23 protein-coding genes and 1 riboswitch are annotated in these 20,669 nt (G+C 70.0%); of the genes, 13 read left to right on the top strand and 10 right to left on the bottom strand.

Annotation, left to right across the window (positions count from 1 at the left end):
• The first annotated feature begins 10 nt into the window (after nt 1-10).
• From AVTE2539_RS23545 to AVTE2539_RS23535, 3 genes are read left to right on the top strand one after another with little or no spacing between them, the layout of a single operon-like run.
• On the top strand, nt 11-565 hold the full coding sequence (locus AVTE2539_RS23545) for a flavodoxin family protein (RefSeq protein WP_272569353.1): 555 nt from the start codon (nt 11-13) through the stop codon (nt 563-565).
• Between the two features lie 52 nt (nt 566-617).
• Entirely contained in the window at nt 618-1,025 is a 408-nt protein-coding gene (locus tag AVTE2539_RS23540) for an OsmC family protein (protein WP_272569354.1), read from the top strand.
• On the top strand, nt 1,022-1,906 hold the full coding sequence (locus tag AVTE2539_RS23535) for a pirin family protein (protein WP_284414411.1): 885 nt from the start codon (nt 1,022-1,024) through the stop codon (nt 1,904-1,906). Before AVTE2539_RS23540 ends, AVTE2539_RS23535 begins: the two co-directional genes overlap by 4 nt.
• A 55-nt stretch (nt 1,907-1,961) precedes the next feature.
• On the opposite strand, the gene AVTE2539_RS23530 is transcribed toward AVTE2539_RS23535, so the two are convergent.
• The 4 genes from AVTE2539_RS23530 to AVTE2539_RS23515 are packed head-to-tail and all read right to left on the bottom strand — an operon-like array spanning nt 1,962 to nt 6,158.
• Complete coding sequence (locus AVTE2539_RS23530; RefSeq protein ID WP_284414409.1) at nt 1,962-2,744, bottom strand: sulfurtransferase; 783 nt, start codon at nt 2,742-2,744, stop codon at nt 1,962-1,964.
• Between the two features lie 43 nt (nt 2,745-2,787).
• Complete coding sequence (locus AVTE2539_RS23525) at nt 2,788-3,639, bottom strand: MinD/ParA family protein (protein ID WP_272569360.1); 852 nt, start codon at nt 3,637-3,639, stop codon at nt 2,788-2,790.
• A gap of 10 nt (nt 3,640-3,649) precedes the next feature.
• Nucleotides 3,650-4,432: a GGDEF domain-containing protein gene (locus AVTE2539_RS23520; RefSeq protein ID WP_372588176.1), complete on the bottom strand. Its 783-nt coding sequence runs from the start codon at nt 4,430-4,432 to the stop codon at nt 3,650-3,652.
• Nucleotides 4,433-4,487: 55 nt separating this feature from the next.
• Complete coding sequence (locus AVTE2539_RS23515; protein ID WP_284399906.1) at nt 4,488-6,158, bottom strand: SulP family inorganic anion transporter; 1,671 nt, start codon at nt 6,156-6,158, stop codon at nt 4,488-4,490.
• A 149-nt stretch (nt 6,159-6,307) separates the two neighbouring features.
• On the opposite strand from AVTE2539_RS23515, the gene AVTE2539_RS23510 reads away from it, so the two are divergent.
• The 3 genes from AVTE2539_RS23510 (at nt 6,308) to AVTE2539_RS23500 (ending at nt 8,382) form a co-directional block, all read left to right on the top strand.
• Nucleotides 6,308-6,769 (top strand): BON domain-containing protein, encoded by a 462-nt coding sequence (locus tag AVTE2539_RS23510; protein ID WP_272569363.1) that lies wholly within the window; start codon nt 6,308-6,310, stop codon nt 6,767-6,769.
• A 103-nt stretch (nt 6,770-6,872) separates the two neighbouring features.
• A complete protein-coding gene (locus tag AVTE2539_RS23505) occupies nt 6,873-8,096 on the top strand; it encodes a PLP-dependent transferase (RefSeq protein WP_284414407.1) in 1,224 nt (407 codons plus the stop codon).
• 109 nt (nt 8,097-8,205) lie between these two features.
• Nucleotides 8,206-8,382 (top strand): hypothetical protein, encoded by a 177-nt coding sequence (locus tag AVTE2539_RS23500; protein ID WP_284399897.1) that lies wholly within the window; start codon nt 8,206-8,208, stop codon nt 8,380-8,382.
• 84 nt (nt 8,383-8,466) lie between these two features.
• Here AVTE2539_RS23500 and AVTE2539_RS23495 read toward each other — a convergent pair whose 3' ends face one another.
• Nucleotides 8,467-9,126, bottom strand: a complete 660-nt coding sequence (locus AVTE2539_RS23495; protein WP_284399895.1) for an arylesterase — start codon at nt 9,124-9,126, stop codon at nt 8,467-8,469.
• A 15-nt stretch (nt 9,127-9,141) separates the two neighbouring features.
• Between AVTE2539_RS23495 and AVTE2539_RS23490 the strand changes: the two genes are divergently transcribed.
• From AVTE2539_RS23490 to ribB, 4 genes are all read left to right on the top strand, one after another.
• On the top strand, nt 9,142-9,837 hold the full coding sequence (locus AVTE2539_RS23490; RefSeq protein WP_272569367.1) for an ABC transporter ATP-binding protein: 696 nt from the start codon (nt 9,142-9,144) through the stop codon (nt 9,835-9,837).
• Nucleotides 9,838-9,950: 113 nt separating this feature from the next.
• On the top strand, nt 9,951-10,700 hold the full coding sequence (gene rlmB / locus AVTE2539_RS23485) for a 23S rRNA (guanosine(2251)-2'-O)-methyltransferase RlmB (protein ID WP_284414404.1): 750 nt from the start codon (nt 9,951-9,953) through the stop codon (nt 10,698-10,700).
• Between the two features lie 16 nt (nt 10,701-10,716).
• Nucleotides 10,717-11,529: an SIR2 family NAD-dependent protein deacylase gene (locus AVTE2539_RS23480; protein WP_284414402.1), complete on the top strand. Its 813-nt coding sequence runs from the start codon at nt 10,717-10,719 to the stop codon at nt 11,527-11,529.
• Between the two features lie 3 nt (nt 11,530-11,532).
• Nucleotides 11,533-11,739: riboswitch (FMN riboswitch) on the top strand.
• 105 nt (nt 11,740-11,844) lie between these two features.
• Nucleotides 11,845-12,606, top strand: a complete 762-nt coding sequence (gene ribB / locus AVTE2539_RS23475) for a 3,4-dihydroxy-2-butanone-4-phosphate synthase (protein ID WP_502868972.1) — start codon at nt 11,845-11,847, stop codon at nt 12,604-12,606.
• Between the two features lie 15 nt (nt 12,607-12,621).
• Here ribB and AVTE2539_RS23470 read toward each other — a convergent pair whose 3' ends face one another.
• From AVTE2539_RS23470 to AVTE2539_RS23460, 3 genes are all read right to left on the bottom strand, one after another.
• The gene (locus AVTE2539_RS23470) at nt 12,622-13,581 is read right to left on the bottom strand and encodes an aldo/keto reductase (protein ID WP_284414400.1); all 960 of its coding nucleotides are present in this window, start codon (nt 13,579-13,581) and stop codon (nt 12,622-12,624) included.
• Nucleotides 13,582-13,799: 218 nt separating this feature from the next.
• Nucleotides 13,800-14,399 carry a chromate transporter gene (locus tag AVTE2539_RS23465; protein ID WP_284414398.1) on the bottom strand — a complete coding sequence of 200 codons (600 nt, stop codon included), beginning with the start codon at nt 14,397-14,399 and terminating at the stop codon, nt 13,800-13,802.
• Nucleotides 14,396-15,004 (bottom strand): chromate transporter, encoded by a 609-nt coding sequence (locus AVTE2539_RS23460; protein WP_284414396.1) that lies wholly within the window; start codon nt 15,002-15,004, stop codon nt 14,396-14,398. Before AVTE2539_RS23460 ends, AVTE2539_RS23465 begins: the two co-directional genes overlap by 4 nt.
• A 466-nt stretch (nt 15,005-15,470) precedes the next feature.
• Between AVTE2539_RS23460 and xopAJ the strand changes: the two genes are divergently transcribed.
• The 3 genes from xopAJ (at nt 15,471) to AVTE2539_RS23445 (ending at nt 17,657) form a co-directional block, all read left to right on the top strand.
• Nucleotides 15,471-16,454: a XopAJ/AvrRxo1 family type III secretion system effector zeta toxin gene (gene xopAJ / locus AVTE2539_RS23455; protein ID WP_284414528.1), complete on the top strand. Its 984-nt coding sequence runs from the start codon at nt 15,471-15,473 to the stop codon at nt 16,452-16,454.
• Nucleotides 16,451-16,747, top strand: coding sequence for a hypothetical protein (locus tag AVTE2539_RS23450; RefSeq protein ID WP_284399875.1), 297 nt, complete (start codon nt 16,451-16,453; stop codon nt 16,745-16,747). Before xopAJ ends, AVTE2539_RS23450 begins: the two co-directional genes overlap by 4 nt.
• 64 nt (nt 16,748-16,811) lie before the next feature.
• Nucleotides 16,812-17,657 carry a fumarylacetoacetate hydrolase family protein gene (locus AVTE2539_RS23445; protein WP_284414394.1) on the top strand — a complete coding sequence of 282 codons (846 nt, stop codon included), beginning with the start codon at nt 16,812-16,814 and terminating at the stop codon, nt 17,655-17,657.
• Nucleotides 17,658-17,690: 33 nt separating this feature from the next.
• Here the strand turns inward: AVTE2539_RS23445 and AVTE2539_RS23440 are convergent, their stop codons facing one another.
• Both AVTE2539_RS23440 and AVTE2539_RS23435 read right to left on the bottom strand, forming a co-directional pair.
• Complete coding sequence (locus tag AVTE2539_RS23440) at nt 17,691-19,790, bottom strand: TonB-dependent receptor family protein (protein ID WP_502868971.1); 2,100 nt, start codon at nt 19,788-19,790, stop codon at nt 17,691-17,693.
• On the bottom strand, nt 19,790-20,491 hold the full coding sequence (locus AVTE2539_RS23435) for a superoxide dismutase family protein (protein ID WP_284414390.1): 702 nt from the start codon (nt 20,489-20,491) through the stop codon (nt 19,790-19,792). The genes AVTE2539_RS23440 and AVTE2539_RS23435 overlap by 1 nt, the downstream gene beginning before the upstream one ends.
• Nucleotides 20,492-20,669 lie beyond the last annotated feature (178 nt).

Genomic DNA, 20,669 nt, shown 5'->3' with positions numbered 1-20,669 from the left:
GTTCTTCATCATGGCAAAAATCGCAGTGGTCTTTCATTCCGGCTATGGCCACACCCAGCGCCTGGCCCAGGCCGTGGCCGAAGGCGCGAACGCGCAGCTCGTCGCCATCGATGCCGATGGCAACCTGCCCGAAGGCGGCTGGGACACCCTGCAAGCGGCCGACGGCATCCTGTTCGGCACCCCCACGTACATGGGCGGCCCGAGCTGGCAGTTCAAGAAATTCGCCGATGCCTCCTCCAAGGCCTGGTTCGGCCGCAGCTGGCAGGACAAGGTGTTCGGCGGCTTCACCAACAGCGCCAGCCTGAACGGCGACAAGCAGGGGACGCTGGCCTACCTGCACACCCTGGCGTCGCAGCACGGCGGCATCTGGGTGAGCCTGGGCCTGCTGCCCAGCAACTCCAAGGCCGCCACCCGCAACGACCTGAACAACCTGGGCGGCTCGGTCGGCGTGCTGGCCCAGTCGCCCTCCGACGCCAGCGTGCAGGAGATGCTCCAGGGCGACCTGGACACGGGCCGGTCGTACGGCGCACGCGTGGCGGAGATTGCGCGCCGCCTGCACGGCTGATAGATTGGCCGGCCCATCCCCTCTCGATCCCTCCCCTCACCGGAGCCTTCCCATGACCCTCGAATTGCGGCGCATTGCCGGCGCACCGCTGGCGCAGACCCTGACGGTTCGCGGGCATCGCCTTGTCGTGGACGGCACCGTGGCCGAGGACGGCGATGACACCGGCCCCAATCCGCACGACCTGTACGACGCCGCGCTCGGCGCATGCAAGGCGCTCACCGTGCTGTGGTACGCGCGCCGAAAGGGCATGGCGGTGGACGACGTGCGCACGGTGATCGACCGCGACGCGTCGGCCGAGCGCAGCGGCACCTACCGCCTGGCCGCCCGCCTGCAGGTGAGCGGCGATCTCACCGACGCCCAGATCGCGGAGCTGGAGGCCGTGGCCGCCAAGTGCCCGGTGCACAAGCTGATGACCAGCGTCACCACCGAGATCACCACCGCCGTGGAGCGCATGCCATGAGCGGGCCGGCCATCCTGAAGGGGCACGACAAGGACCTGGGCGGCGGATTCACCGTGCGCCGGCTGCTGCCATCGCTGCAGCGCCGCTCCGTCGGGCCCTTCGTCTTCTTCGACCATTTCGGGCCGGTGACCGTGGAGCCGGCGTCCGAATACGACGTGCGGCCCCACCCGCACATCGGCCTGGCCACCGTCACCTACCTATTCGACGGTGCCATCGTGCACCGGGACAGCCTGGGCTCGCTGCAGCAGATCGAACCCGGTGCCATCAACTGGATGACCGCGGGGCGCGGCATCGTGCATTCCGAGCGGCGGCCCGATGCGCTGCGCGACCGCAGCTACGTGAACCATGGCATCCAGCTGTGGGCGGCGCTGCCGATGGCCAGCGAGGACGATGCACCCAGCTTCGTGCACACGCCGGCCGCCGACATTCCCGAGCTGTCGCACGAAGGCGCCACGGTGCGCGTGCTGATCGGCCAGGCGTTCGGCCAAGCCTCGCCCGTGGCGACGCTGTCGCCCACGCTGTACCTCGACGTGCAATTGGCCGCCGGCGGTGCGCTGACCTTGCCGCCCCTGGCGCAGGAAATGGCGATCTATGCGGTGGACGGCGACCTGCTGCTCGACGGCGAGCCGTTCGCGGCCCACACGCTGGCCGTGCTGGAGACGGGCGCCGGCGCCGCGCTGCGCGCGCCGGACCGGGCGGTGCGGCTGATGGTGATCGGCGGCGACGCGCTGGATGCCCCGCGCCACATCTGGTGGAATTTCGTGTCGCGCCGCAAGGACCGCATCGTGCAGGCCGCCGACGACTGGGACGCCCAGCGCATGGGCCACGTGCCCGGCGAGACCGAATGGATTCCGCTGCCGGAGCGGCGCTTCAAGCCTTGAACTGAAAAATCGGGCCAAAACAGCCCGATGCCTTAGGAAATGATGCCCCGGCAGCTCACATTTTGATAGCGTTCGGCTCTGCGGCTGATTCCGGCTGCGTCGACAGGTCGTTCGCCAGCACCCGGCGCTCGTCGAACACGAAGCAGCCGCCGTGGTAGTGCGCCCCGTCGGTTTCCTCGAAGTACTTGAGGATGCCGCCTTCGAGCTGGTAGACGTTCTCGATGCCTTCCTCGCGCATCAGGATGGCGGCCTTTTCGCAGCGGATGCCGCCCGTGCAGAAGCTCACCACCGTCTTGCCGGCGAACTCGGCCTTGTGCTCGCGCAGCGCCGGCGGAAACTCGGTGAACTTGTCGATGCGCCAGTCGATGGCGTTGTCGAACGTGCCCTGGTCCACCTCGAAGGCATTGCGCGTGTCCAGCGTCACCACCGGCCGGCCCGCGTCGTCGTGCCCCTGCGCCAGCCAGCGGTGCAGGGTGGGCGCGTCCACCGCGGGCGCCCGGCCGTTCGACGGGCGGATGGTGGGGTGGTCCATGCGGATGATTTCGCGCTTGACCTTCACCAGCATCTTGCGAAACGGCTGCGTGGCCGACCAGCTTTCCTTGGGGGCCAGGGGTTCGAAGCGCGCGTCCGCCTTCAGGGCTGCTATGAAGCCGCGCACTGCCGTCGCCGGCCCGGCCAGGAACAGGTTGATGCCTTCCTCGGCCAGCAGGATGGTGCCCTTGAGGTGGGCCGCCTCGGCCCGCGCGTGCAGCACGTCGCGCAGCTCGACCGCGTCCGGCAGGGGCACGAACAGGTAGCAGGAGATATTGAGAACGTCGTTCACGGTGGACTCGGGCATGGCAGGCGGGCCGGACGGCCAACGGCGTGGCCCCGGCGTTCGGCTAACTGGCGGGGGTGAGCAGCGCGGTGTCGATCTTGTTGGCCAGCTGGGCAATGGCCAGCGCCGCGGGGCAGCCGGGCATCTGCATCAGCAGCAACTGGCGCCGCATGACGGCATCGCGCACCGACGTGTCGGCCGGGATGTCGCCCATGTGCAGCAAGCGCATGGAGCGCCCCGATTCGGTGCTCACGAAGCGGTCCAGCACCTGCTGCAACTGGCTCGTGATGGCGCGGCCGTCGCCGGGGCGCGCGGCCTGGTTGACCACCATGCGCACGTGCTGGCGCTTTTGCTGCGTGGCCAGCACCTTGATCGCGGCGTAGGCGTCGGTGAGGGAGGTGGGCTCGGGCGTGGCGACGATCAGCACCTCGGACGCGAGCGACACCGAGAAAAGCACCACGTCGGAGATGCCCGCGCCGGTGTCCAGCAGGATCACGTCGAAGCGCGGTGCCAGCGTCTGGATCACGTTCAAAAATTCGCTGCGCACCTCGGGGGTGAGGCGCGAGTACTCGACCATGCCGGAGCCGGCCAGCACGACCGAAAAGCCGCCGGGCGCGTCGATCACGGCATCGTCCAGGTCGGCCTTGCCGGTGAACACGTCGTGCAGCGTGACCTTGGGGTGCAGGTTCAGCACCACGTCGAGGTTGGCCAGGCCCAGGTCGGCATCGAGCACGAGCACGCGGTGGCCGCGGCGGGTGAGGGCGGCCGCCAGGTTGGCGGAAACGAAAGTCTTGCCCACGCCGCCCTTGCCGCTCGTGATGGCGATGATGCGGGCGCCAGGCGGCGGGCTAGCGGTGCGCGCAGGCATGTTGGGGCCGGCGGGTGTGGTGGGTTGCGGGGACAGCGCGTCGGTCATCTCTGGGCTTTCAATAGGCGCTGCCTGTGGAATCCATGGGCGGTGGCAGATCGCCCCATCCCGACGGAGTGTATAGCGGGCCGAAGAGCAGGCTCTTCTCTTCGGCACTGACGGTGCTGTCCGGCTGTTCTTCGATGCTGACGCGGTTGCGGCCGGCCATCTTGGCTTTATAGAGCTGGCTGTCGGCACGCTCGCTCCACAGGAGCGTCGTGCTGCGGATCCATTGCAGGGCGAAAGCCCCGCCGATGCTGACGGTGACGTTGAGATCGACGGAGGGCGAGATGCGCACCGGCGTGCGCTCGATCGCGCGGCGGATGCGTTCCGCCACCACGCGGCCGAAGCCCGCCTGGCAGGCCGGCAGCACCACGGCGAACTCTTCGCCGCCGTACCGGGCCAGGGTGTCCATGGGGCGCACGCAGCCGTTCAGGGTGCGCGCCACCGACTGCAGCACGATGTCTCCGGCGAGATGGCCGTAGGTGTCGTTCACCCGCTTGAAATTGTCGATGTCGAGCATGAGCAGCAGCGCCGCCTCGCCCGCCCTGGTGACGCGGTCGATCTCGCGCTCCAGCACGGTGCGGAAGTGGCGCCGGTTGGCCAGCCCGGTGAGGGGATCTTTGAGCGACAGCTCGCACAGGCCATCGATCAAGCCCTGCAGGTAGTGCAGTGGCGTGTCGGAGGGCAAAGCAGCTTCTGAGCCCGCGGCCTGTGCAACCAACGCATGCGCTGTCGTCAGGCGCAGGTCGCGCAGGTTCACGAATTGAGGGGTCGCAGATTCAGTCACAAAATGCAACAAACAGTATGTACCGAGTGTAGCAGCGGGGTTGGCTTCTGACCCCTGCGATCCTGGCTCATTCCGTTAATTGTTGCAACACCGCCAGTGCCTGCGCATCGGTGCGGTAGAGTGCAAGACCCGGTCCCGCTTCCAGAAGCCCGGCGCGGCGCAGCACCTGTTCCACTGGCAGTTTGATGCCGCTCACGTGCAGTTGCCCCCCGCGGGAGGCGGCCAGTGTGCGCAGGCGGGCGAAGGTTTCCACGCCCGTCACGTCGATGCGGTTGATGGGTTGCGCAAAAAGGCACAGGTGCCGAATCTCCGGGTGGGCGGCCCAGTGCTCGGCGATGCGGCGTTCCAGGGCCGCGGCGGACGCGAAGTCCAGTTCGGCATCCATCCGCAGGGCGAAAAGCCCCGGCGCGATGGGCGGCAAAAGCCACAGGTGGCGGTCGCGCAGGCTGCCGTCCGGGTGCGGGGCCACCTCAATGATGCGCGGGTGCAGGCGCTGATAGAGAAAGTGCCCCAGGTTCAGCACCAGGCCCACCAGCACGCCCCAGTACATGCGCGGCGCCGTCGCCAGGGTCAGCGCGAAGGTGACGCCGCCGATGACCGTCTCCACCCGCGACACGCGCCACAGCCGCAGCAGCGTGCCGGGCTTGATGAGGCTGGTCACCGCCGTCACCACCACCGCCGCCAGCACCGAATGGGGCACGTGGTACAGCGCCGGGGTGAGCCACAGCAGCACCGCCAGCACCAGCGCCAGGGCGAAAAGGGTGGCCCAGCCGCTCTTGGCGCCCGCGTAGAGGTTGATCGCCGAGCGCGAGAACGACGCGCTCGTGGCGAAGCTGCCGCACAGTCCCGAACTCATCTTGGCCAGGCCGTGGGCGATCAGGTCCTGGTTCTCGTTCCAGCGCGTGCCGCCCTGCTGGTGCTCGACCTTGGCACTGGAGGCGGTCTCCAGGAAGCTCACGAGCGTGACCACCAGCACAGGCAGCACCAGCGCGCCGAACTCGTCCCACGACAGCCAGCCGGGCCAGTAGGGCTGGGGCAGCCCGGCGGGCAGGTGGCCGACCACGGCGCCGTCGTGGTCGGCGTAGCCGATCGCCCAGCTGACCAGGGCCGCCAGCCCGACGATCACGATGGCCGCCGGAAACGTGGCGCGCCAGCGCCGCGCGGCCACCAGCAGCCCCAGGCTGCCCAGGCCGAATGCCGCGGCCGTCAGGTCGAAATGGTGCAGCGACGGCGACACGGCGAGCGCGTTCCAGGTGGTGCGCAGCCCCAGCAGGTCCGGCAACTGGGAGGCCAGGATGAGCAGAGCTGCCGCCTGGGTGAAGCCGTTGAGCACGGGCGAGGTGACCAGATTGAGCAGCCAGCCGAACCGCGCCACCCCCAGCAGCATCTGCAGCAGGCCCGACAGCAGTGCCATCCAGGCGGCCAGCGCCACCCAGTGCGCGCTGCCGGGCTCCGCCAGGCCGGTGAGCGACGCGCCGATCAACAGGCTGGTCAGTGCGGTGGGCCCCACGCCCAGGCGGGTGGAGGAACTCCACAGCACCGCGATCAGCGCAGGCACCAGCGACGCGTAGATGCCGGTGATGACCGGCATGCCCGCCAGCGCTGCATAGGCCACCCCCTGGGGCACCAGCATGAGGCCGACCGTCATTCCGGCCCAGAACTCTCCTCGCATCAGGTGGCGGTCCGGACGGGGCCAAGCCAGGAAAGGGAACCATCGGGAAAGGGACTGCAGGCGCATCCCGCGATTGTCGCGCGGCGGCGGGCGGGCGCCAGCGGCATCTCGACTGCCTTGTCCTACGCGAGCTTCGGCGCCTTCCCACCGGGCGCATGGCGCCTCAAACCTAAAGTGCCCACCAGATTCCCCCATTTTCTGCAAGGAGGCCTCCCATGAACGCAACCCGCACGCCCCACAGCCCCTCCCACCGGATGGTGAGCATTCTTTCGGCCACGCTGCTGGCTTTCGGCTTGGCCGCCTGCGACAAGGCCGATGACCGCACGGTGGGCCAGCAGATCGACTCCGCCGTCGCCAAGAGCGGACAGGTGGCCTCCGACGCCCAGCGCAAGATGGAAGCCGCCGCCAACGAAGCCGGCGATGCGACCCGCCAGGCCGCCGAGCGCGCCGCCGCGGTGATGGACGATGCCGGCATCACGGCCAAGGTGTCCGCCGGCCTGGCCCAGGACGCGGAGCTGAGCGCTGTCAAGATCGACGTGGACACCCGCAACGGCATCGTGACGCTGAACGGGCCGGTCAAATCCAAGCAGGCCAGCGAGCGCGCCACGAACATCGCCCAGAACGTGCAGGGCGTGAACTCGGTGGTCAACCAGCTGACCATCTCCAGCGCCGGCTGATCTCCGGCCCGGCTTCTGCCAATCCGGCACGGGTAGAACGGCCATTCACCGTGCGCCGCCCGGCCCACCCTGGACGGGTGCGCCGGGCGCTACCATGGCGCCCATGACTTCACCCGCCGACCTCGCCACCCGCATCGTCCACCACGACTACGTGCCCCCTGCGGGCTTCGCCGCACCGCAGCCTGCGGTCTACAAGGCCTCCACAGTCATTTTCCCCAATGTGGCGGCCATGCGCGCCCGCGAGTGGAAGGACAAGACCAGCTACACCTACGGCCTGCACGGCACCCCCACCAGCTACCAGCTGGAAGAGCGCCTGTGCGAGCTGGAGGGCGGCAAGCAGTGCCTGCTGGTGCCCAGCGGCCTCGCCGCCATCGCCAATGTCTCGCTGGCGCTGCTGCGCGCCGGCGACGAGGTGCTCATTCCCGACAACGCCTATGGCCCGAACAAGGCGCTGGCCGAGGTGGAACTGGCCCACTACGGCATCCACCATGTGCTGTACGACCCGATGGACCCTGCCGACCTCGCCGCCCGGATAACCCCCGCCACGCGCCTGGTGTGGCTGGAGGCGCCGGGCTCGGTGACCCTGGAGTTCCCCGACCTGGTCGAGCAGGTGCGCATCTGCCGCGAGCGCGGCGTGGTCTGCGCCCTGGACAACACCTGGGGCGCAGGTCTGGCGTTCGCGCCCTTCGACCTGCGGGGCGACGGCCAGTGGGGCGTGGATGTGTCGGTGCATGCGCTCACCAAATACCCCAGCGGCGGCGGCGACGTGCTCATGGGCAGCATCGTCACCCGCGACCAGGCCCTGCACCTGCGCATGAAGCTGTGCCACATGCGCCTGGGGCTGGGCGTGGGCGCGAACGACGTCGAATCCGTGCTGCGCTCGCTGCCCAGCATCGGCCTGCGCTACCGCGCCCACGACGTGGCGGCGCGCGCGCTGGCGCGCTGGATGGCGGAGCAGCCCGCGGTGGCCCAGGTGCTGCACCCCGCGCTGGCGGGATCGCCCGGGCACGACCAATGGCGTGCGCTGTGCGCGGCCGATGGTGGGGAGGGCGCCGCGGCGGGCCTGTTCAGCGTGGTGATCGACCCCCGGTACTCCCAGGCGCAGGTGGACGCTTTCTGCGACCGGCTGCAATATTTCAAGCTGGGCTACAGCTGGGGCGGACCGATGAGCCTGGTCGTGCCGTACGAGCTGGCGACCATGCGCAGCCGCCCGACGCCGCAGCTCGTGCCCGGCACCGTGGTCCGTTTTTCGATCGGCCTGGAGGCCGAAGCCGATCTCCGCCGCGATCTGGCGCAGGCCCTGGCGCATGCCTTTCCCGCACCCTGACGCCCTGAGGAGTCCGGTGGCTGCGCCCGGTGCGGCGCAGCGGCCGGGACACCCGGGGCCTTGAGGGCATGCTGTTACATTGACCGCTTCAATTCAGGAAGGTACTACCTTGGCAACACCCAACTACGGATACGAAAAGCGCCAGCGCGAGCTCGCCAAGAAGAAGAAAAAAGAAGAGAAGGCGCAAGCCAAGTCCCACCGCAAGGACGACCCGCGGGAAGGCCCCGCGCAGGACGACGGCCAGCAGAGCGCACCGCCCGCCGACGGCAACGCGCCTGCGGCCTGATCCCTTAACGGCCCGCAGCCGCCGCACCGCCGGCCCAGGTCAAGGCGCTCCGCCCGGCGACCGGGCCCGCCAGTGCGCCGCCCGTCAGCGCAGCAGCTTGCGCAGTTCGGGCCACACGTTGGCCAGCATGGCCGGGTGGGCCTCGGCCTTGGGGTGGATGCGGTCGGGCTGGAACATGGCGGTCGGGTCGGCCGCATCGGCCACGCCCTTGAGTAGGAAGGGCACCAGCGCCGACTGGGTGTCCTTGGCCACGCTGGCGAAGGTGCCGGCAAAACGTTTCGCGTAATCGGTGCCGTAGTTGGGCGGCACCTGCATCCCCACGATGAGGACCTTGGCGCCCGACTGTTTGGCCGCCTGGGCCATGGCCTTCAGGTTGTCGGCGGTGTTCTGCAGCGGCAGCCCGCGCAAGGCGTCGTTGCCGCCCAGCTCGATCACCACATGGCTGGGCCGGTGCTGGGTCAGCAGGGCCGGCAGGCGGGAGCGGCCCCCCGAGGTGGTGTCGCCACTCACGCTGGCGTTCACGACCGTGGCGTCGATCTTCTCTTCGGCCAGCTTCTTTTCCAGCAGCGCCACCCAGCCCGTGCCGCGGGCCAGTCCGTACTCGGCGCTCAGCGAATCGCCCACCACGAGGATGACCGGCTTGGCCGCCGCAGCGGCCAGCGCAGCAGGGGCACAAAGCCCTGCGGCCGCGCCGGCCGCCAGGGCCGCGATAAAGTGACGCCGGTACAACAGATTTCGATTCACAGCAAAGCACCTTTCATGTCGGAAACTCCTTCCTTGCCCACCCACCCCATCATCGCCGTGGAGCACGTGCACAAGTCGGTGACGGACTCGACCGGCACCCTCGACATTCTGCGGGATATCGATTTCCGGCTGGCTGCGAGGGAAACCGCGGCCATCGTGGGCGCCTCGGGCTCGGGCAAGAGCACGCTGCTGTCGATCATCGCGGGGCTCGATACGCCCACCCGCGGCACCGTGCGCCTGGATGGGCAGGACCTGTTCGCCATCGACGAAGATGCCCGCGCCGCACTGCGCGCGCAGAAGGTGGGCTTCGTGTTCCAGAGCTTCCAGCTCATGGGCAACCTGACCGCGCTGGAGAACGTCATGCTGCCGCTGGAGCTGGCCGACCGCCGCGACGCGCGCAAGCTCGCGGCCGACATGCTGGGGCGCGTGGGGCTGGGCCAGCGCCTGTCGCACTACCCCAAGGTGCTGTCGGGCGGCGAGCAGCAGCGCGTGGCGCTGGCGCGCGCCTTCGTGGTCGAGCCGGCCGTGCTGCTGGCCGACGAGCCCACCGGTAGCCTGGACTTCGCCACGGGCGAGACCATCATGCGGCTGATGTTCGAGTTGAACCGCGAGCAGGGCACCACGCTCGTGCTCGTCACGCACGACCGGGGCATCGCTGCGCAATGCGAGCGGCGCATCACCATCGACGCGGGGCGCGTGTCCGAGGCCTGAGGCTTCCGTGGGACTTTGGGCCGTTTGTGCCTTGTGCCGGGATATTGCATGCCTTGGTTGCTATCAAATAAATAGCAATCGGGCGCTCGGCCCGTGGCGCGGATAATCCCCGCATGTCCAGCCCCAAAGTCCTCTTCGGCTTCCACGCCGTCGGCGTGCGCCTGAAGACCGCGCCGCAATCCATCATCGAGATCTACTACGAGGCCACGCGGCGCGATGCCCGCATGCGCCAGTTCCTCGACCGCGCCAACGCCGCCGGCGCGCGCCTCATCGAAGCCGATAGCGCGCGCATCGCCAAGCTGGCAGGCAGCCAGGGCCACCAGGGTGTGGCGGCGCGGGTGGAGCCGGTGGCCCTGGCCACCTCGCTCGACGAGCTGCTCGAAGACCTGGAAGCCTCCGGCGTCGCCCAGCCCCTGCTGCTGGTGCTGGACGGCGTGACCGATCCGCACAACCTGGGTGCCTGCCTGCGGGTGGCCGACGGCGCGGGCGCGCAGGCCGTGATCGCGCCCAAGGACCACGCGGTGGGCCTGAACGCCACGGTGGCCAAGGTGGCCAGCGGTGCCGCAGAGACGGTGCCGTATTTCATGGTGACCAACCTCGCGCGCACCCTGAACGAGCTCAAGGAACGCAACATCTGGTGCATCGGTACCAGCGACGATGCGCCCAAGAACATCTACCAGGTGGACCTGAAAGGCCCCGTGGCCCTGGTGCTGGGCGCGGAGGGCGACGGCATGCGCCAGCTCACGCGCAAGACCTGCGACGAGCTGGTCTCCATCCCCATGAAGGGCGCGGTGGAGAGCCTGAACGTGTCGGTGGCCAGCGGCGTGTGCCTGTACGAGGCCCTGCGCCAGCGCACCGTCTGAACCCGGTCTTTTCGCCATGCCGCGTGTGCCAGCCCCCGACGTCGCGTGGAGCGGCTCGGGCGACCTGAACACCGCCATCGCCTGGGTCGACGCCGCGCAGCGCATCGTGGTGCTGACCGGCGCTGGCGTGAGCGCCGAGTCCGGCGTGCCTACATTCCGCGATGCGCAGACCGGCCTGTGGGCGCAGGTGCGCCCCGAAGACATGGCCAGCGAGCCCGGCTTTCGCGCCGATCCCGCGGGTGTCTGGGCGTGGTACGAGCACCGTCGCGCGCTGCTGCAGGGCGTGCAGCCCAATGCGGGCCACCGGGCGCTGGCGGACTTTGCCCGGAGCCATCCTGGCCGCCTCACGCTGGTCACGCAGAACGTGGATGGCCTGCACCAGATGGCGGGCAGCGCGGGCGTGCTGTGCCTGCATGGCGAGCTGCGCGGCAACCGCTGGCTGGACGATCCGCGCGGCTGCTGCGATCTGACCCACGCCGAAGCCGGCGCACCACCGCGCTGCGCCACCTGCGGCAATCTCGTGCGCCCGGCCGTGGTGTGGTTCGGCGAGTCGTTGCCGATCGACATCCTCGGTCAGGCGGAGGAGGCGGTCAGCGCCTGCGACCTGATGCTGGTCGTGGGCACGGCCGGCGCCGTGTATCCCGCGGCCGGCCTCGCCCACATGGCCCGGCGCATCGGGGCGCGCGTGGTCATCGTCAACCCGGCGCCGAGCGAACTCGACAGCACGGCCCATGCGGTGCTGCGCGGTCCGTCGGCCGAAGTCTTGACCCTGCTGCTGGGCCGGGATCGCCCCGCAGGCGACACGCCACCGGCGGCAGCGCCGCGATAATCGCTCGGTCTTCAGGGCGGGGTGGAATTCCCCACCGGCGGTAGGCGGTGCGGGAGGTCTCCCCGCGCCGCGAGCCCGCGAGCGCTCCGCATGCGTCCTTCGGGATGGGCGGAGGTCAGCAGATCCAGTGCGACGCGGCTCCAAGGAACACGGTTCCTGGCCCGTTCAGTCTGGGGCCGACGGTCACAGTCCGGATGAAAGAAGATGGGGTGCGCAGCCATGCGCGCCCTGGTGCCTGCGCGCGCCTGCCATTCGGGCGTGCGCCGGTGCTTCTTGCATGCCTTGAGGCGTTTCCTCACCTTCCAGGAGCGTTTCATGAACACCGCCGTTTCCGTTTTTCCTTCCTCTTCCCCTTCCACGCCTGTGGCCGTGGCCGTCGATCACGGCGTGCAGTTGGCGCCCATGCCCGAGGTCATCGCCGCCATTGCCGCGGGCCGTCCCGTGCTCGTCATGGACGATGCCGACCGCGAGAACGAGGCCGACCTCATCTGCGCGGCCGACAACCTCACCGAAGCCACCATGGCCTTGATGATTCGCGAGGGCAGCGGCATCGTCTGCCTGTGCCTCATGCCCGGCCACGCGGGCGCCTTGGGCCTGCGGCCGATGGTGGAGGTCAACCGGTCCTCGTTCGCCACCGCCTTCACCCAGTCCATCGAGGCGGCCCATGGCGTGAGCACGGGCGTGTCGGCGGCCGACCGGGTGCAGACGATCCGCTGCGCCCTGCAGGTACCGGCGCCCGGCGGTGCCCCGCAGATCGTCAGCCCCGGCCATGTCTTTCCGCTGGTGGCACGCCCGGGCGGGGTGCTGGAGCGCACCGGCCACACCGAGTCGGCCGTGGACCTGGCGCGCCTGGCCGGACGCGCACCCGCCGGGGTGCTGTGCGAGCTGATGAATCCGGACGGCAGCATGGCCCGCGGTGCGGACGTGGCCCGGTTCGCCCAGGCCCACGGTCTGCTGTGCACGACCGTGCAGGCGCTGGTGGCGTATCGGCAGGGATTGCAGGCCTTGGCGGAAGAAGGCGGGCAGGGCAGCGGCAGAGCGCCCGCCGCCCAGGAGGCGGTCGGCGAACCCGCCTGACGGCCTCCGGGGTCCTCAGGCCGCTTCGGCGCTGGCCTGGCTCAGCGATTCGAGCGCATCGGCATCCAGCTTCAGACTGGCGGCCTGCACCAGTTCCTGCAGTTGCTCCAGCGACGATGCACTGGCGATGGGCGCGGTGATGCCGGGCTGCGCCATCTGCCACGCGATCGCCACCTGGCCGGGGGTGACCTCATAGCGCTCGGCCACCTGGTCGAGTTCGGCCAGGATGCGCAGGCCCCGGTCGTTCAGGTAGGTCTGCACCACCTTGGCGCCGCGCGGGCTTTTGTCCAAGTCCGCTGCGCTGCGGTACTTGCCGGTCAGGAAGCCGGCGGCCAGCGCGTAGAAGTTGATCACGCCCACGCCCTTTTCCAGGCACAGGGGACGCAGCTCTTTCTCGAACACGTCGCGGTCGTACAGGTTGTACAGCGGCTGCAGGCTTTCGTAGCGCGGCACGCCCAGGCGCTCGCTGGTGTCCAGGGCCTCGGCCAGGCGCTTCGCGGAATGGTTGGAGGCGCCGATCGCGCGCACCTTGCCTTCGCGGATCAGGTCGGCGTAGGTGCCCAGGGTCTCCTCCAGCGGGGTACCGGCATCGTCATCGTGAGACTGATAGAGGTCGATCACGTCGGTGTGCAGGCGCCGCAGCGAGTCGTCCACCGCGCGGCGGATGTAGTCGCCGCCCAGACCCACCTTGCCATCGCCCATGTCCTTGCCCACCTTGGTGGCCAGCACGATGCGGTCGCGCTTGCCGCTGCGCTTGAGCCACTGGCCGATCATGGCTTCGGACTCGCCGCCCATGTGCCCCGGCGCCCAGCGCGAGTACACGTCGGCGGTGTCGATGAAATTGAAGCCCGCGTCCACCCAGGCATCGAGCAGCGAGAACGTGGTGGGTTCGTCCACCGTCCAGCCGAACACGTTGCCGCCGAAGCACAGTGGCGAAACCTGCAGGCCCGAACGGCCGAGGGGGCGAAATTGCATGGGGGACTCCTTGGATTGCGGAAAAGACAGGCCCGATGCGAATCGGGCCACGAAGAAAACGGGGTGCGGCAGCAGGCCCGGGAAGGCCCGACCAACGCCGATGGCGAAGGTGCCAAAGCCATTGTTACGGCACACGCCACCCGGCGCGGTAAGACGACCGCTGAATCTTCACGCCCCGTGGGTTCAAGACAGGCCGTTCACCCAACGGGCGCGCCCGGTCACACCACGCCCAGCGCCCCCAGCACCGCACCCGCCGCCAGCAGCCACAGCAGGTGAAGGCGCGTGCGCCACACCACCAGCGCGCACGCGCCGCTCAGCAGCCACAGGCGCAGATCGGTGCCGGCGCCATGGTGCACGCTGCCCAGCAGCCAGGCGGTGGCCAGCAGCAGGCCGATCACCACGGGCGCCAGCCCCTGCTTGAAGGCGCGCACGCTGCGCCGGTGCTTGTTGCGGTGGCCCCAGCGCGTGGCCAGCCAGGTCAGCACGGTGCTGGGCAGCATGATGCCCACCAGGCTCAGCGCCATGCCCAGCGTGGCCGCTGCCCAGCCCGCCGCGCCCGGCCCGCCGGCGTTCAGGCCCACGTTCCAGCCCAGCAGGCCGACGAAAAGCACGTTGGGCCCCGGCGCGGCCTGGGCGATGGCGATGGAAGCGTTGAACTGCAAGTCGGTGATCCAGCCCTGCCGTTCCACCAGGAACCGGTGCATGTCGGGCGCGGCGGCAATGGCCCCGCCCACCGCCAGCAGCGAGATCGAGGCGTAGTAGAGGAACAGGTTCAGCCAGTCCACCGGCTGCAGGGCGAGGGTGGCGGCCGGCGTCATGGGGCGATCCTCCGCCAGGTGACAGCGCACGCAGCGCCGCCCACCACGGGCAGCACCCAGGCCAGCGGCCAGCGCAGTAGCGCCATGGTGCCGAAGGTCGCCGCCACGAAGGCCCAGCCGGCCACCGGGCCCAGGGGGTGCGTGCGCAAGGCCCCGGCCATCCGCAGCGCCACGCCGCCGACCAGGCCGGCCGCCACCGCCCCCATGCCGCGCAAGGCGCCACTCACCGCGGCATGCCCGGAAAACTGCGCATAGACCACGGCCAGCGCCAGCACCAGCAGCAAGGGAAACAGCAGCATGCCCGCCAGTGCCACCAGGGCGCCACGCAGCCCGAAATAGCGGTCGCCAATCACCACGGCGAGGTTGACCACGTTCGGCCCCGGCAGGATCTGCGCCACGGCCCAGTCTTCGAGGAATTCCTCGTTGGTGAGCCACCCCTTGCGGTCCACCAGCTCGCGCTGCACCACGGCCAGCACGCCGCCGAAGCCCTGTAGCGCCAGGAGGGTGAACGACCAGAACAGGTCGGCCAGATGGGCCGGGCGGGGCCGGTCGGCCACTGCAGGCGGCAGCGTGGCGGGGGCAGGGGGCTTGGGTGAACGGGGCATGGCGGATTCGGGGCGGAAGGGGGCCTGGAGCGGTCGGTGGTTCGGGCCGATATTACGGCGCGTGGCGGATGCCCGCCCTGGCGATGGGCGAGGCTCGGTGTGGCGCCCAGGCATCGCGCTGACGGGTAGGGCAGGGTTTCGCAGAACCTGCCCCGTCTTCGCGTGTGAGAAGGCGCCGCCGAGTCACAGCCGCTAACTTGCCGGCCCAATGATTTATCGCCTTGCCGCTCGGGCGCGCGTGCCGCGCCAACCTCCCACCAGACCGCCATCGGGCCCCTCGCTGCCGGCGGACTCCCCACCGAAACGGTATAGCGGCTCCCCTGCATTGAGGGCCGCCCCCCAGGGCGCAGGCCGAGGGACCCTTTCTCCCGTCCGCTCGGCGATCTCGGCGCTGCGGAGCCTGCCTGCCCGGCGAACCACCCATTCCGCGGCCTCCAATGGCGCGTACGCCAACGGCTCCGTGGAGATGTTCGCGGTCGGCACGCTGCCGCCCGTAGGGCCCGGGCGATGGGCCTACCTGGCCGATCCCGCCCACTGGCAGCCCGAGCGCCGCAAGCTGCACGATGCGCTGATCGACGACTCCCTTCGCAAGGCCACTGTCTTCGCGGAATGTGTGGAGCGGTCGGGCTGCGATCCGACGCTGTTCGCGTTGCGCGGCAACACGGCCGCAGGAAAGACCCGGCTGGCCCGATCGGCCGTGCCGGCCCTCGCCGAGGCCCTGGAGAAAAGCGGCGGGGGCAGCATCAATCCGGACGCGTTCAAGTCGCGGCTCAGGAAAGCGCCCGGCCAGCCCCGGCTGACCCCGGCCAACGTGCACGCGGAGTCGTGTGTGCTCGCCGATCGGCTGGAGCACCAGATCGCCACAGGGAAGACGGCGAGCGGAAAGCCGGCCAGCATGCTGGTCGACAAACGGCTGGGCGGCGCGCACGAAGTCGCCGGCTACATCGCACTGTCCGAGAACACCGGCCGCCAGGTCGAGATGTACGACATCGACATGCCGCTGGAGCGTTCGCTGCTCGGTGTCCTGCAAAGGGATCCCGACGGGGACGATCCGCGTCCGCCCTATGCCGCCGTCGCCGCCGGCTACTGCGCCATTCGCGGCAATCGCCTGGACGTCATCGACCAGTTCCTGGCGAAGCCGCAGATCGGCACCTACCACCTGATGGGCACGTCGGCGACGGGCGAGAAGGCGCCTGTCGCGACCGTTGCGAACGGGGAGCTGACCATCCACGACGCGGACCAATACGCCGAGATCGTGGCGCTCTCCGACTTGCCCGCCAGCGACATCGGCGAACAGGTGATCGACGACGGGACGATCCGGCAACTGACGCAAGCCATGCCCGCCGCCGTCGCCGTGACCGCTCGAGAAGCCTTGCAGAAATATGCCGGCCTATCGTGGTCCCAGGCGCTGGGAATCCACTGCACGCTGAATGGACAGGATCGAAGATGACCCAACTCAAAGGCGAGGTCGCCCTGGCTTTTCATCGGCAGCTCAGGGAGCGCGCGCAGCAGCAGCGGACAGCGCGGCTGCAGGACGCCAAGGCACAGGCCGCATCGAGCGGCAAGGAGGCCTTCGACCTCGGGAAGCTCCAGACGCTTTACGATACGACGCAGCGCGGCCGCTGGACCGATCTTGCGCAACAGGCGGTGGTCTACGAGTACCTGTACTACGTGGAGTATCCGCAGGTCCCGGACCTGCAGGCGTTCGCCCGCAGCCTGGACGAGATCGACTACTGGTCGTGATGCTTCGGAAGGGGCGCCCTTCGCCCGCTTCCGCGTCTGGAAACTTCCACCGGTAGGAGACACTTTGAAACTGATCCGATATGGCCAGCCGGGCGCGGAGCGTGCCGGGCTCGTCGATGCGCAAGGCATTGTCAGGGACCTGTCCATGCTGCTGCCCGACATCGGCCCCGCCCAGCTGTCGCCCCGCACCCTGGCCGCCCTCGCGGCGCTGGACACGTCGCGCCTGCCCGTGGTGCCCGAATCGGAGCGCCTGGGCTGCCCGGTGGCGGGCGTGGGCAAGATCGTGTGCGTGGGGCTCAACTACGCCGACCATGCGGCCGAAGCGGGCCTGGCCGCGCCGGCCGAGCCCGTGCTGTTCATGAAAGCCACCACCGCGCTGAGCGGGCCCACGGACCCGGTGCGCATCCCGCCCGGCGCGCTGAAGGCCGACTGGGAGGTGGAGCTGGGCATCGTGATCGGCACGCGCGCGCAACATGTGGCCGAAGACGCGGCGCTGCAGCATGTGGCGGGCTACGTGCTGGCCAACGATGTGTCCGAGCGCAGCTACCAGATGGAGCGCGGCGGTCAGTGGGATAAAGGCAAGGCCTACGACACGTTCGCGCCCATCGGACCCTGGCTGGTGACGGCCGACGAGGTGCCCGACCCGCACGCCATCGGCCTGTGGCTGGAGGTGAACGGCGAGCGCATGCAGGACGGGAACACGCGCAACTTCATCTTCGGGGTGCCCCGGGTGCTGTCGTACATCAGCCAGTTCATGACGCTGGAGCCGGGCGACATCGTGCTCACCGGCACGCCGGCCGGCGTGGGGCTGGGCAAGAAGCCCGCGCCGCGCTTTCTGCGGCCGGGCGACGTGATGCGGCTGGGGGCCACGGGCCTGGGCGAGCAGCGCCTGGTGTGCGAAGGCGGCTGAGCCGACCCGGGCCCTGCGCCTAGGGCAGGGCGGCTACAGGAACTGCGCGCGCAGCCCCACCATGATGCGCCGTCCCGCCGCGGGCTCGAAGAAGCGCCCGTTGCCATCGTTCACGATGAGCGAGCCCGCGTAGCGGCGGTCGAACAGGTTATCGAGCCGCGCCCAGGCCTGCCAGCGCGTGTCCCCGGTGCGAAAGGCATAGCCCGCCCGCAGGCCCGCCGTGGCGAATCTGGCGGCGGCCTCGGTGTTCACATCGTTGGCGTACACCTTGCCGGACACGTCCAGCGTCGCGCCCCATTGCCATGCCGGCGACAGGGCGTGGTCCAGCGCCAGTTGCACGGTCTGGCGCGCCGTGCCCGGCAGCCGGTTGCCCGAGGGCACGGTGGCGCCGCCCGCCACGGCGTAGGGACTGTCGAAGAACGCATCGAGGTACGTGTAGGCCACGCGCGGCTTGAAGGCGCCGGACTGGGCGCTCCAGGCCAGTTCCAGCCCGCGCCGACGCACCCGGTCGGCGTTCTGGTACACGGTGCGCCCGTTCACGGTGGCTGCCGGCACGATCTCGCCCCGGCTTTGCGCGTCGAACCAGGCCGCGTCGATGCGGTGCACCGCGCCCTGCCACTTGGCACCGACTTCCATCTGCCGGCTGCGCGAGGCGTTCAGGCCGTAGTTGGGGCCGGTGTTGCCCGTGCTGTAGGCCATCTCGGCCAGGGTGGGCGTCTCGAAGCCGCGGCCGATGTTGGCGTACAGGTTGAGCTGGTCGGTGGCACTCCACACCAGGCCCAGCACGGGACTGGTCTGGCGCCAGGTGCGCTGGCCGCTGTCGTCGGGGTTGGCGGCGGTGATGAAGCGGTCGTTGACGCTCGCGCGCACGCGGCTGGCGCGCACCCCGGCCACGGCGCGCCAGGTGGGTGTGAGCCAGGCGTCCACCTGGGCGAACCAATCGGTGTTGCCCGCGCGGTCCTGCTCGTCACGCCGCAGCGCGCCGGGCGTGCCGTTGTTGTTGACCAAGCCCTGGCGGTGCTCGGACAGACGGTCGGCGTCCAGCCCCAGCGTCCAGGTCAGGGGCAGGCCGGAGGCGCGGCGCACGGTGTGCGTCCAGGCCATGCCCAGGCCGTAGTAGTCGCGGTCCAGGTCCACGACGCCGCCTGCGCTGCTGGCCGCGGCGCCGCTGAACGACAGGAATTGCGTGAGCGTGCGCGTGCCGCCATAGGCGCGCACCCGAACGCTGTCGGCCGCGCCCAGTTGCCGCTCCAGCACCACACCGAACTGGTTTTGCGCCACGGATTTGCGCGTGCCGAAGTCCGTCGCCACGGCCGGTGCCTGGCGCGGATCGGCCTCGAACTGCGCCCGGGTCAGGCCCAGCGGGTCCTGCGCCAGGGGCTGGTCGTAGAGATTGAGCAACGCGGTGATCCGGGTGTCGGCATCGGGCCGGGCCACCAGCTTGCCATTGAGGTGCGTGCGCCGCGCCGCGCTGTGGTCGCGCGAGCCGTCGGTTTCGAAGTGCGACACGTCGACCAGCCCGCCGAGCGTGCGGTCGCCGAAGTCGAGCGACGCATCCACCAGCCGCTGCCCGAACGAACCCGCCGCCACCGACGCGCCGGCGCCGCCGCCTTCGCGCGGCTCCCGCGTGGTGACCTGCAGCACGCCGCCCGCCGCGTTGCCGTAGAGCTGGGCCAGCGGCCCGCGCAGCACCTCGACCTGCGAGGCCGACTGCAACTGTGCGGTGGCCGCCTGGCCCTGGCCGTCCGGCATGGTGGCCGGAATGCCGTCCACCAGGATGCGCACCCCGCGCACGCCGAAGGTGGAGCGCGCACCGAAGCCGCGCACCGCGATCTGCAGGTCCTGCGCGTAGTTCTGCCGGTCCAGCGCCACCACGCCCGCCTGGGCCGCGAGCAACTCGGACAGGTTCACCAGCGTGCTGGGGGTGGAGAACGCATCGACCGCCACGCTGGTGTGGCTGGCCGCGGCATCGAAGCGGCGCTGCGCCTCGGCCTGGCCGGGCACCTGCACCGCCGGGAGCGTGGCCGTTGGCGGGGCCTGCGGAGGAAGGTTTTGGGCCCGTGCGAACCCGGCAGATGCCAGCGCGCAGCACCACAAAGCGGCCTGGGGCACCGCGCGCCGCGCGCGGCGCATCAACGGACCAGCAGGGAGGGGGCGGCGGCCTTGTCGCCCACCACGGTGCTGGCCGGTGCGGGCTGGATCAGGCCGCACAGCAGCCGGCCACCGGAATTGCCGGCAGGGTTGGTGGTGTAGTCGTCTTCCTTTTCGTGCACGACCAGTGAGCGGCCCACCACCGAGGTCTTGCCCGGCGTGAGCGAGACGTTGGCGTTCACGAAACGCACGCTGCCCCGGCCGTCGTCGCCCACGGTGATGTTGGGCAGCTCGCCCGCATGGGCCTCGTGCGAGGGCTGGCCGGGATGGCCGTGCTTCTTGGCCATGCCGGGATCGAAGTGGCCGCCGGCACCGCCGAACGCGATGGTCTGGCCGGTGGTGGCGTCCGGTCCGGGCGAGCAGGCGCCATTGGCATGGATGTGAAAGCCGTGCTTGCCCGGCGACAGGCCCTGCACCTGGATGGCCACTTCCACGCCCGCGGCGGTTTCGGTCAGGACGGCATTGCCGGCCGGCGCGCCTTCGGGCGTGACCAGGCGTGCGGTGGCGGTGGCGCGTTCCAGGCCCGGCACGGGGGTCTTGGCGACGGCGGAGCGGGAGTTGTCCGAGGCGCTGCCGGCGCAGCCCGCCAGGAACAGGGCGGCCGCCACGGCGGCGGTGCTGGCAGCGAGGGTGCCGCGGCGTTGGAATGAAGTGCGGGATGGGCTGGAAGGAAGAGGGGCCATGGAATTCTCCTGGGAAGGGTGCGTCGGGATCGACGAAAAGAATGGTGAAGGAGGCGGCAGGGACGGGTGTCGTGTGATGCGTTGCGCGGCCCTGGCGCCAAGGGTGGATCAGTGGCTGCAACCGTGGTCGCGCGGTGCCCTGGCGGCGCCGCGGGCGAAGGCCCGAGGATGACCGCAT

Source organism: Acidovorax sp. SUPP2539, assembly GCF_030158975.1.
Classification (GTDB): Bacteria; Pseudomonadota; Gammaproteobacteria; order Burkholderiales; family Burkholderiaceae_C; genus Paracidovorax.
Note: the sequence above shows the minus strand (reverse complement) of the source record. Positions and strands in the feature narration are given on the sequence as shown.